Source organism: Hymenobacter persicinus (assembly GCF_004167665.1).
Classification (GTDB): Bacteria; Bacteroidota; Bacteroidia; order Cytophagales; family Hymenobacteraceae; genus Hymenobacter; species Hymenobacter persicinus.
The window spans coordinates 1-11,457 of the sequence record NZ_SEWE01000049.1 but is presented as its reverse complement, the minus strand read 5'-3'; the positions used below and the strand labels follow the sequence as shown (position 1 = coordinate 11,457).

Annotated in this window: 9 protein-coding genes; 8 read left to right on the top strand and 1 reads right to left on the bottom strand. The window is 63.8% G+C overall.

The features are described 5' to 3' along the window. Positions 1–91 precede the first annotated feature (91 nt). The 4 genes from EWM57_RS17660 to EWM57_RS17645 all read left to right on the top strand — a co-directional run bounded on the left by EWM57_RS17660 (position 92) and on the right by EWM57_RS17645 (position 5,479). A complete protein-coding gene (locus EWM57_RS17660) occupies positions 92–1,750 on the top strand; it encodes a glycoside hydrolase family 28 protein (protein WP_129922486.1) in 1,659 nt (552 codons plus the stop codon). Between the two features lie 106 nt (positions 1,751–1,856). Then, on the top strand, positions 1,857–3,674 hold the full coding sequence (locus EWM57_RS17655) for a glycoside hydrolase family 88/105 protein (RefSeq protein ID WP_129922521.1): 1,818 nt from the start codon (positions 1,857–1,859) through the stop codon (positions 3,672–3,674). Positions 3,675–3,796: 122 nt separating this feature from the next. Then, complete coding sequence (locus EWM57_RS17650; protein WP_129922484.1) at positions 3,797–4,957, top strand: MFS transporter; 1,161 nt, start codon at positions 3,797–3,799, stop codon at positions 4,955–4,957. 54 nt (positions 4,958–5,011) lie between these two features. Then, the gene (locus tag EWM57_RS17645; RefSeq protein WP_129922482.1) at positions 5,012–5,479 is read left to right on the top strand and encodes a hypothetical protein; all 468 of its coding nucleotides are present in this window, start codon (positions 5,012–5,014) and stop codon (positions 5,477–5,479) included. 222 nt (positions 5,480–5,701) lie between these two features. Here the strand turns inward: EWM57_RS17645 and EWM57_RS17640 are convergent, their stop codons facing one another. Continuing rightward, the gene (locus EWM57_RS17640) at positions 5,702–6,733 is read right to left on the bottom strand and encodes a LacI family DNA-binding transcriptional regulator (protein ID WP_129922480.1); all 1,032 of its coding nucleotides are present in this window, start codon (positions 6,731–6,733) and stop codon (positions 5,702–5,704) included. A gap of 262 nt (positions 6,734–6,995) precedes the next feature. Here EWM57_RS17640 and kduD point away from each other — a divergent pair, with 262 nt between their 5' ends. The 4 genes from kduD to EWM57_RS17620 all read left to right on the top strand — a co-directional run. After that, entirely contained in the window at positions 6,996–7,766 is a 771-nt protein-coding gene (gene kduD / locus EWM57_RS17635; RefSeq protein ID WP_129922478.1) for a 2-dehydro-3-deoxy-D-gluconate 5-dehydrogenase KduD, read from the top strand. Positions 7,767–7,889: 123 nt separating this feature from the next. After that, positions 7,890–8,720 (top strand): 5-dehydro-4-deoxy-D-glucuronate isomerase, encoded by an 831-nt coding sequence (gene kduI / locus EWM57_RS17630; protein ID WP_129922476.1) that lies wholly within the window; start codon positions 7,890–7,892, stop codon positions 8,718–8,720. A 104-nt stretch (positions 8,721–8,824) separates the two neighbouring features. Further along, the gene (locus EWM57_RS17625; RefSeq protein WP_129922474.1) at positions 8,825–10,834 is read left to right on the top strand and encodes an alpha/beta hydrolase family protein; all 2,010 of its coding nucleotides are present in this window, start codon (positions 8,825–8,827) and stop codon (positions 10,832–10,834) included. A gap of 180 nt (positions 10,835–11,014) precedes the next feature. Beyond that, the coding region (locus tag EWM57_RS17620) for a GDSL-type esterase/lipase family protein (RefSeq protein WP_242510128.1) at positions 11,015–11,457 on the top strand (443 nt) is incomplete at its 3' end.

The window sequence follows — 11,457 nt, the reverse complement described above, 5'->3', positions numbered from 1 at the left end:
CGCCCTCGGCCGGCCAGTCAGCCGTCCGACGCCGGCGCACTGCCGGCCGCTACCCGCTTGCCCCCGCGGCAGGCCGCTCCATTCCCACCCTATGAAAAACGCTCTGCTTCTGGCCGGCCTGCTGGCCGCCGCGACCCAGGCCCAGGCCCAGGCCCTGCCCGCCGGTATGGCCGCCCTGCCCCGGGTTAAAACCCCGCAGTTCCGCCCCGACACGCTGTCCATTGTTAAGTACGGGGCCGTGGCCGACGGGCTGACCAAGACCACCGCCATTCAGCAGGCCATTGATGCCGCCGCCAAAGCCGGCGGGGGCGTGGTGCTGGTGCCCCGGGGCCACTGGCTGACCGGCCCGCTGGAAATGCGCTCCAACGTGAACCTGCACCTGGCCCCGGGCGCGTTGGTGCAGTTCAGCGCCGTGCACTCCGACTACCATTTGATCAAAACCAGCTGGGAGGGCGTGGCTGCCGTGCGCAACCAGGCCCTGATCTACGGGCAGGGGCTGGAAAACGTGGCCGTCACGGGCCGGGGTACCTTCGACGGGGCCGGCAACACCTGGCGGGCCGTGAAGAAAAGCAAGCTCACCGAAACTCAGTGGAAGCGCCTGGTCGACGGCGGCGGGGTGCTCAACGAGAAAAAGGACACCTGGTACCCGTCGGCTTCCGCGCTGAAGGGCTCCACCATTCCGGAGGCCTTTTACCTGAAGCCGGGCCAGACCACGGCCGACTTCGAGCCCATCCGCGACTTTCTGCGCCCCGATATGCTGGTACTCGACGGCTGCAAGACGATTTTGCTCGAGGGCTGCACGTTCCAGAACTCCCCGGCCTGGTCTCTGCACCCGCTGCTGAGCCAGGATATTACGGTGCGCAACGTGAGCGTGCTCAACCCCGAGTACGGGCAGAACACCGACGCTATTGACCTCGAATCCTGTAAGAACGGCATCGTGGAAGGCTGCACCTTCGATGTGGGCGACGACGGCATCTGCATCAAGAGCGGCCGCGACGAGCAGGGCCGTAAGCGGGGCGTACCGACCGAGAACTTCATCATCCGCGACACGAAGGTCTTCCACGCCCACGGCGGCTTCGTGATTGGCTCGGAAATGTCGGGTGGGGCCCGCAACATCTACGCCTACAACCTGACCTTCATGGGTACCGACATCGGGCTGCGCTTCAAGGCCGCCCGCGGCCGGGGCGGGGTGGTGGAGAACATCTTCATCAACAATGTCGACATGAAGGACATCGTGGCCCAGGCCATCGTGTTCGACCTCTACTACATGGCCAAGGACCCGGTGGTGCTCGTCGGCGAGTCGGCGGTGCCGCCGGTGATTAAGCCCGAGCCGCTGAACGAAGGCACTCCGCAGTTTCGCCACATCAGCATCAAGGACGTGACCTGCAACGGGGCCGACGTGGCGGTGCTGCTGCGGGGGCTGCCCGAGATGCCGCTCAACGATATCAGCATCGAAAATGCCGTCATTCAGAGCCAGAAGGGGCTGAGCTGCATTGAGGCCGAAAACATCCGGCTCAAGAACGTGACCATCCTGAGCAAGGAAACCACGCCCGTGCTCGAGGTGCAGAACAGCAAGAACATCACCTTCGACGGCATCAAGTACACTCCCGGCGCGGCCCTGCTCATGCGCGTGTCCGGCGACCGGGCCAAGGACGTGAAGCTGGTCAACACCGACACCAAGGCCGCCAAAAAGGACTTGGAAATCGGCGACAAGGTGTCGAAGAAGACGGTAACCATTTCTAAGCGCTAAGACCGTGAATAAACCCACCCGCTTGCTGCTCGGGCTCTGGCTGGCCGGCTCGGCCGCCAGCGCCCAGACCACGCCCGCCCCGGCGGCCCGCCCCATGTCGCAGCGCATGGCCGACGCCTTCATTTCCTGGTACCCGGACTCCATCCTGATTGGCTCCCGCAAAACCGCCCGCTGGGACTACGAGCAGGGGCTGATGCTCAAGGCCCTGGAGCGAGTCTGGAACCGCACCGGCGAGGCCAAGTACTTCACCTACATCCAGAAGGACCTCGACCAGTTTGTGCGCGAAGACGGCACCATCCGCACCTACAAGGTTGAAGACTACAACCTCGACAACCTGACCACCGGCCACGCCCTGCTCACGCTGGGCCAAATGTCGGTGCCCAAGGCCGACAAGTACCTCAAAGCCGCCCGCCTGCTGCGCACCCAGCTCGACGGGCAGCCCCGCACCAAAGAAGGCGGCTTCTGGCACAAGAAGATCTATACGAACCAGATGTGGCTCGACGGCCTCTACATGGCCGAGCCCTTCTACGCCGAGTACAGCGCCGTCTTCCACCAGCCCGCGGGCTTCGACGACGTAGCCAAGCAATTTGCCCTGATCGAAAAGCACCTCGTGGACCCCAAAACGGGCCTGCTCTACCACGGCTACGACGAAAGCAAGGAGCAGAAGTGGGCCAACAAAACCACCGGTCAGAGCCCCAACTTCTGGGACCGGGGCATGGGCTGGTACGCCATGGCCCTGGTGGACGTGCTCGACTACTTCCCCCCGAACCACCCTCAGCGCGCCCAGCTCATCAAGGACGTGCAGCGCCTGGCCCCGGTGCTGGCCAAGTACCAGGACGCCCAGACCGGCACCTGGAGTCTGGTCGTGGACCAGGCCGCGCGCAAGGGCAACTACGCCGAGGCCTCGGGCAGCAGCATGTTCGTGTACTTTTTGCAAAAGGGCGCCCGCCTGGGCTACCTCGATAAGAAGTACGCCGAGGTGGCCCGCAAGGGCTACGCCGGCCTGCTCAAGCAGTTTGTGGCCGACGAGAACGGGGCGCTGGCCTACAACGGCACGGTGAGCGTGGGCGGCCTGGGCGGCAACCCCTACCGGGACGGCAGCTTCGAGTATTATCTCTCGGAGCCCCTGCGCAAAAATGATTTGAAAGGGGTAGGGCCGTTTATTCTGGCCAGCCTGGAAATGGAAATTGCCTCCTCCCAGGTCAGCAAACCCAAGACCGTGGGCCTCGATTACTACTTCAACCACGAGCTGCGCAAGAGCACCACGACCGGGGAGCCGGAGCAGTGGCACTACACCTGGGAAGACCGCACCCACGGCGGGTTCTGGCTCTGGGGCAACACCTTCCGGGAGCTGGGCGCCAAAACCGTAGCCGTGCCCACGGCCCCCACGGCCGCCGCCCTCAAGGGCCTCGACGTGTACATCATCGTGGACCCGGATACCAAGAAGGAAACGCTGCAGCCCAACTTCGTGCAGCCCCAAGACACCAAAGCCATTGCCGACTGGGTGAAGGCCGGCGGCACGCTGGTGCTGATGGCCAACGACACGGCCAACTGCGAAATCAAGCACTTCAACGAGCTGGCCGCCACCTTCGGTATCCAGTTCACCAGCCAGAGCATCAACATGGTGCAGGGCAGCCAGTTTGAGCAGGGCCGGGTCGACGTGCCCGCCGGCGCGCCCATCTTCAAGAATACCAAGGCCGTCTACATCAAGGAGCTGGCGGTGCTGGACGTGAAAAGTCCGGCCACCGCGGTGTTCAGCAAAGGGCCGAGTAAAATCATTGCCACTGCCAAGTTTGGCAAAGGAACCGTCTTCGCCGTGGGTGACCCATGGTTGTATAACGAGTACACCGACGGCCGCAAGATTCCGGCCGTGTACGAGAATTTCAACGCCGGCAAAGACCTGGCGACCTGGCTGCTGCAATAGCCGGGTCGTTGTCCAGTAGCGCCTTCATTTGCCGGGTGAGCGGTGGGTGAAGGCGTTTTTTTGGGCCCCGGCCGGACGGTTATTTTCAACGAAAGCACCGCCAGCCGGTATACTTTGCCGCTATGCAACCTCTTCTGGCCGCTCCCGAAACTTCCGCCGCGGCTTCCCGGGCGCGCCTGGCCACCGCCGTATTTTTTCTGGTGTCGGGGTTTGGGTTTTCCACCTGGGCCTCGCGCATTCCCACCATGCAGCACCGCCTGGGCCTGAATGAGGCCGAGTTGGGCGGGGTGCTGCTGGCTCTGCCCACGGGGCTGCTGCTCACGCTGCCCGTAACCGGGCTGCTGCTGCGCCGCTACAGCAGCCGGCGCATTATGCTCATCGGGGCGTTGCTTTACAACGTGGCCCTGGCCCTGCTGGGCTTTGCCGAGCACACCTGGCAGCTGGTAGTGCTGCTGTTCTGCTTCGGCTCCTCGCGCAACCTGCTCAACATTTCCGTCAATGCGCAGTCGGTGGGCGTGCAGGCGCTCTACAGCCGCTCTATTATTGCCACCTTTCACGGGGTCTGGAGCGTGGCGGGCTTCGCGGCGGCGGCCGTGGGCGTGGCCGTTATCGGGGCGGGCATTGCGCCCGGCTACCACTTCCTGGCCGTGGGCGTAGTGCTCAGCGGTCTGGCGCTGGCCTTCTTTCCGGGCACCCTGGCGCTGCCGCCCACGCCCGCCCAGCCCGACCGGCCCGCCTTCGCCCTGCCCGATAAGGTGATGCTCAAGTTTGGCCTGATCTGCTTTGCCTGCATGGCCTGCGAGGGCACGATGTACGACTGGAGCGGGGTGTATTTTGAGAAGGTGGTACACGCGCCACGAGGCTGGGTGGCGGCCGGCTTTGCTACCTACATGATTGCCATGACGCTGGGCCGCTTTGTGGGCGACTGGCTGGCCAACCGTATCGGCATCAAACCGCTGCTGCGGGGCAGCGGGGTACTGATGACGACGGGCCTGCTGCTGGCGGCTGCGCTGCCCACGCCGCTAACCGCCGGGCTGGGATTTGCGCTGGTCGGGCTGGGCGTGTCGTGCGTGGTGCCGATGGTGTTCAGCATGGCCGGCCGCTCGGCCACGCTGGGCTCGGGCGCAGCCATTGCGGCCGTTTCCACGGTGGGCTACCTGGGCTTTCTGATTGTGCCGCCCGTCGTGGGCTTCCTTGCCGCCGCCCTCGACCTGCGCTGGTCCTTCGCCCTGATGGCCCTGCTGGGCGCGGTGGTGGTAGCGCTGGTATCGAAGCTGGAATAGGAGCGCCGGCGCCAGACTTTACTAATATTGGGCTCTATTAAGGCACCCTTGCTTATGAAGAATAATGATATGCTGACAATAAAAGATTCATTAGCAAGGCTTGAAAAGATGCTTTACGGATACAACTATGAGTGTCATTTTCAATTCAAATTACTTGCTAAGTCCGCCGATGTAGCGCTATTGCTGGAAATCATTGCCAGGAGTCCGGATAACGCAGGCTGGAGCAAGCCCGAAATCGTTGACTCAATTTCATTTGAGGATTTCAAAGCCAATGTGATGTATGGTCTTGACTATCGAGGTGACAGCGGATCCGGGCTTGCTTTATCAGTAGTGCAAGAGGAAAAGCTGCAAAAGGAAGTAAAGCATCTATGGGCGCTATTGGAACAGAAGTTTAATCCTGACTCGACAGAAGTTTTTATTCTGCCCGAAAGGTATGCTTGGCTCTTCTGGGGCTTTTGCTTTTTGGTAGTTTCAAAAGAAGCCAGTGAGGCGTACTTTTTTGAGGGCGTCTCGAGCGACTAATCGTAGGGCTGTAGCGGAGAATAGGGTAAAGTGAGCGGCGCGAAAAGTCGATTGCTAACTCAGGTTTCTTCAAAAGGCTCTGTGGTGCCGGAAAGCCATGCTGGATTCCTGACATAGGACAGGGTCGTATACCTTTCTCCTTGCGCCAACACTGAAAAGCGCCGCCGGAATCGATTCCGGCGGCGCTTTTTGCAGACTTTTTATGGCGGTGAAAACGGCCGCTTATTCCGCCTTGGAGGCCACGGGCCCCGTGGATTCGCGGATGATGAGCTCGGTGGGGATGCGCACGGTATCGATGGGCAGGGCGCGGTGCTTGCGCTCAATCAGGTCGATGAGCCGCTCAGCTGCCACGTGTCCGATCTGCTGAGCCGGCTGCACCACGGTGCTCATGGGCGGGGAGAGCAGCTCGGCCACGTTCATATTGGTGAAGCCGATCAGGGCAATGTCGTCGGGGATGGCCACTTTGCGCTGCTGCAAGGCCGCCAGGCAGCCCGCCGCCAGCCGGTCGGAGGCCGTGAAAAAGGCGTCGGGGCGGGGCGTGAGGGCCATGAGCTCGTCGACCATCGGCCCCACCTCGTCGGGCCCGAAGGTGCCGTAGCGGACCAGGTTTTCGTCGTAGGGGATGCCGTGCTTTTCCAGGGCCGCCCGGTAGCCGGCCAGCCGCTCCTGGGTGATGGAAAGCCACGGCGGAATGGTCAGGTGAGCAATGCGCCGCCGCCCGGCCTGGATCAGGTGCTCGGTGGCGTCGAAGGCGCCCTTGAAGTTGTCGGCCACCACTTGGGTGGCTTCCAGGTCGGCCGAAACCCGGTCGAACAGCACGATGGGCATGCCCTGGGCCTGGAGTTCCTTGAGGTGGGTCACGTCGGAGGTTTCGCTCGAAAGCGAAATCAGCAGCCCATCCACCCGGCGCGACACGGCCTGCTGGATGTTGAGCACTTCCCGGTCGTAGGACTCGTGGGTCTGGAAGATTATAACGTGGTAGCCGCGGTTGTAGGCAATGGCCTCGATGCCGTTGATGGCCTGGGAAAAGAAGTAGTTGGCAATCTGGGGCACGATGATGCCGATGGCGCGGCTGGCGCTGCCCTTCAGGCTCAAGGCAATTGGGTTGGGCCGGTAGTTGAGCCGCTCGGCGTACTCCATCACCAGCCGCTTGGTCTCGGGGTTGATTTCGTAGCTGCCCCGCAACGCCCGCGAAACCGTGGAGGTCGACAGGTTCAGGGCCCGGGCAATGTCTTTGATGGTAACGGTATCCAACGGCGGGCTGCTTAAAATGCAAGTGGCGGCCGCAGGAGCGGGGCCGCAGTTCGGTGGCTAAAGTAACGGCCTTCTGATTGATTTTAGCTAATCGGGGGCGGCATAATCCCCGCTGCCCCTGGCTGGCAACGTTCCCGATAACGTTTGCGGGAATAAAGAATTTGATATCGTTCGTTTTCCGGGGCGCTTCCCTAACCTTAGCAGCGGGCCGCCGGTCGGCCCGCGCGCCGCGCATCCCGAAAAAATCTACAAACCCGCCCGCATGAGCTTTCCTTCCTCGTTTGACCTGACCGGCAAAATTGCCCTGGTAACCGGCTGCAACCGCGGCATTGGCAAAGCTATGGCCCTGGGCCTGGCCGAAGCCGGCGCCGACATCATCGGTGTGTCGGCCACGCTGGCCGCCTCGGGCAGTGAAGTCGAGCAGCAGGTGCAGGCCCTGGGCCGGCAGTTTCACGCCTACCAGGCCGATTTCAGCAGCCGGCCCGCCGTGGATGCCTTTATCGAGCAGGTTCAGCAGGATTTTCCCCGCATCGACATTCTGCTCAACAACGCCGGCACCATCAAGCGCGCCCCGGCCGCCGAGCACGCCGACGAGCTCTGGGACGAGGTTCTGACCATCAACCTCGACACGCCCTTCCGCCTGGCCCGGGCCCTGGGCAAGCGGATGCTGGAGCAGGGGAGCGGCAAAATCATCTTCACAGCCTCCCTGCTCACGTTTCAGGGCGGCATCAACGTGCCGGGCTACGCGGCCAGCAAGGGCGCCATCGGCAGCCTCGTCAAGGCCCTGGCCAACGAGTGGGCCGGCCGCGGCGTCAACGTGAATGCCATTGCTCCCGGCTATATTGCCACCGACAACACCGAGGCCCTGCGCCAGGACCCGGACCGCTCCCAGAGCATTCTGGGGCGCATTCCGGCCGGCCGCTGGGGCACCCCCGACGATTTCAAGGGCCCCACCGTCTTCCTGGCTTCTGCCGCCGCCGACTACGTGCACGGCACCATCCTGACCGTCGACGGCGGCTGGATGGGACGTTAGGTGAAGTTGTGAGTTTGTCAAGTTGTGCGTTGTCGTTCGTTCTGCCAGCCCAAACTGCGACGATAACACCACCAGAGCATCAAACTCACCATTTCACCATTTCACAATTTCACCACCTCACCGATGACCCAACGATATGCCATTAGTCCGCGCGAAACGGCCGGACTGAGCACCGCCGAGCTGCGGGAGCACTTCCTGATTGAGAACTTGTTTGTGCCCGGCGACCTGACCCTGACCTACACCCACTACGACCGGATGATTGTGGGCGGGGCCATGCCCACCGGCACCCCGATTGCGCTGCCCAACCCGGGCAACCTGAAGGCCGAGTTTTTCCTGGAACGCCGGGAGCTGGGCGCCCTCAACGTGGGCGGCGCCGGCAGCATCACCGTCGACGGCACGGTGTACGAGCTTGGCAATCAGGACTGCCTCTACGTGGGTAAAGACGCCCGGGAAGTGACGTTTGCCAGCGCCGACGCCGACACCCCGGCCAAGTTCTACCTGCTCTCGGCCCCGGCCCACCACGCCCACCCGACCACGCGGCGCACCCAGGCCGAGGCCACCCCGGTGGAAATGGGCGCGGCCGAAACCGCCAATCAGCGCACCATCTACAAGTACATCTACGCCGAGGGCATCCAAAGCTGCCAGCTGGTAATGGGCCTCACCCAGCTCAAGAGCGGCAACGTGTGGAATACCATGCCCTCGCACACCCACGACCGGCGCATGGAGGCGTATCTGTACTTCAACCTGCCCGAAAACCAGCGGGTGCTGCACCTGATGGGGGAGCCTTCGGAAACCCGCCCGCTGTGGGTGAGCAATGAGCAGGCCATCCTCTCCCCACCGTGGTCGATTCACACCGGCTGCGGCACGGCCAACTACGCCTTTATCTGGGGCATGGCCGGCGAAAACCGCGAGTACACCGACATGGACGCCGTCGGCATTTTCGAGCTGCGCTAAGCGCGGCCCGCGCGGCACAGCAGTGGTAGTGGAGCGTCATGCAGAGCCCTAAGCGAAGCATGACGCTCTTTTTTTAGAAGAGCCTATTTTCAAATGACCTTGGCATGAAACGCCTGCTTTTCGTTCTGCTCAGCGGCCTGAGCCTGGGCGCCGCCCACGCCCAGAAGCCTTACGACGTGCTCGACTGGCGCGCCCCGGTCACGCTCAACACCTACCTGGTCCAGCAGCTGCACGGGCAGTACGACCAGCGCCGCACCGCGCTGGCCGCGGCCTTGCAGTCGGAGCCGGCCATGCGGGCGTATCAGGACAGTGCCCGCCTGCGCTACCGCCGCCTGCTGGGCGCCTTGCCGGCCAAAACGCCGCTCAACGCCCAGGTAACCGGCACGCTGCCCCGCGACGGGTACCGCGTCGAGAAGGTAGTCTACGAGAGCCGGCCCCGCTACCACGTCACGGCCAGCCTCTACGTGCCCGACGGCGCTGCCGGCAAGCGGCCGGGCGTGCTGCTGTTCTGCGGGCATGAGGCCGAATCGAAAGCCACCGAGTCGTACCAGAAAACGGCTATTCTGTTCGCCAAAAACGGGTTTGTGGTACTCGTTGTCGACCCTATTTCCCAAGGCGAGCGGTACCAGCTTGTGGACGCGGCCGGCAAGCCCCTGACCCGGGGCGGCACCACCGAGCACACCCTGCTCAACGAAGAAGCCCACCTGCTGGGCAGCAGCGCCGTGGCCGAGCAGCTCTGGGACAATGAGCGCAGCCTCGACTACCTGCTCACCCGCCCCGAGGTGGATGCCGACCGGATCGGGGCCCTGGGCAACTCCGGCGGCAGCACCCAGACGGCCTATTTGCTGGGCTTCGACGAGCGGATAAAGGTGGCCGCGCTGTGTAGCTACGTGGTCAGCGGCGACCGGACCCTGGAGCTCAGCGGCCCCGCCGACGGCTGCGTGATGCTGCCCGGCGCCGGCGCCGCCCGCCTCGACGGCGCCGACTGGCCCATCATGTTTGCCCCCAAGCCCCTGCTGATTCTGGCCGGCCGCTACGATTTCGTGGATTACCCGACCATTCAGGGCTACCAAGCCGAACTGAACCAGGTGTATGCCCGCCTGGGCCGGCCGGCCCAAACCAGCCTGTTTACCTACGACGACGGCCACGGCATTTCCCGGCCCAAGCGGGAGGCGGCCGTGGCCTGGTTCCGGCAGTGGCTCTACCAGGAAAGCCCCCAGCCGGTGCAGGAAGGGAACCTGGCTACGCTCAGTGAAAATGAGCTGCTCAGCACAACTACGGGGCAGGTAGCTACCGCTTTTGCCCAGGAACAGCTGCTGCCCCAACGTCACCTCGGGCAGGCCCGGGAGCTGGCCGGGCGGCGCAAAAAGCTGCGCGGCCCGGCCCTTACCGCCGCCATAACCCGCCAGTTGCGCCTGCCCGCGTTGGCGGCTCTGGAGGCGCCGGTGCAGGTGGAGCGCCGCGAAACCGTGCAACCGAAAGGCGTGGCCCTGCAAAAGCTGATTTTGCGCCGCGAGGGGCAGGTGCCGCTGCCGGCCTTGCTGGCTTTGCCCGCCGGCTCGGCCCCGGTATCGAAAGTAGTGCTCTGGCTGCCCGACCAAGGCAAGCGCAGCCTAGCCGACAGCGTGGCCCTGCTCAATGGCTACCTGGCCCAGAACTGCGCCGTGCTGCTGGCCGACCTGCGCGGGCTGGGCGAAACCACCGACCCCGAGCAGTTCAACGATAAAAAGTACTTCAACCGCGAGTACCGCAACGCCCTCACGGCCCTGCAGGCCGGCCAGCCCCTGCTCGGGCAGCGGGTAACGGATATTTTCATGGCCCTGCGCTTCGTGCACCAGGAGCCCCGGCTGCGTGCTGCCCCCGTGGAGCTGTACGCCACCGGCCGCGCGGCCCCCGCCGCCCTGCACGCCGCCGTGCTTACTCCCGCCATTGCCCGCGTTTTCCCGTCCCAGACCATTACTTCCTTCGAGCAGATCCTGACCCAGCCCACCGATAAGGATTGGTATTCGGTAGTGGTGCCCGGCGTGCTTGAGTATTACGACCTGCCCGACCTAGCGGCCGCACTGGGGGCCAAACGGTTGCCGGCCGCGCCGGGGGCCGCCGCGAAAAAGTAGCCGCCCTAAGAAGCCCGGCGCCGGGGGGCGGCGCGTGTCAACGTTGCCGGGAACGTTTGCATAACTATTCTGCCCCGCGGCCGGCGCCGGGGCCCGGAATTGGGCTTACTTGCCGGCCCCGGCTGGGGTGTTCAGGTCCCAGCCTCCTGCCATACTCCCACCCGACCGCGCCGCCTGCTTATGACCACTCACCCGCTTAAATTCGTCAGTGCCCTGGGCCTGCTCGTGCTGCTGGCTTTCCGGCCCGCGCCGCCTGCCCGGCTCACGGTGTACCTGGTCGGCGACTCGACCATGGCCGACAAGCAGGAAAAGGCATTTCCCGAAACGGGGTGGGGGATGCCGTTCAAGTACTTTTTCGACGAGACGGTGACCGTGGACAACCGCGCCCAGAACGGCCGTAGCACCAAAACCTTCCTCACCGAAAACCGCTGGCAGCCCGTGGCCGCCGCCCTCCATCCCGGCGACTACGTCCTGATTCAGTTTGGGCACAACGACGAGGTGCCCACCAAGCGTAGCTACACCCCCGAGGCTGATTTCAAAGCCAACCTGCTGCGCTTCGTGGCCGAAACCCGGGCCAAAAAAGCCTGGCCGGTCCTCATCACGCCCGTGGCCCGCCGCAAGTT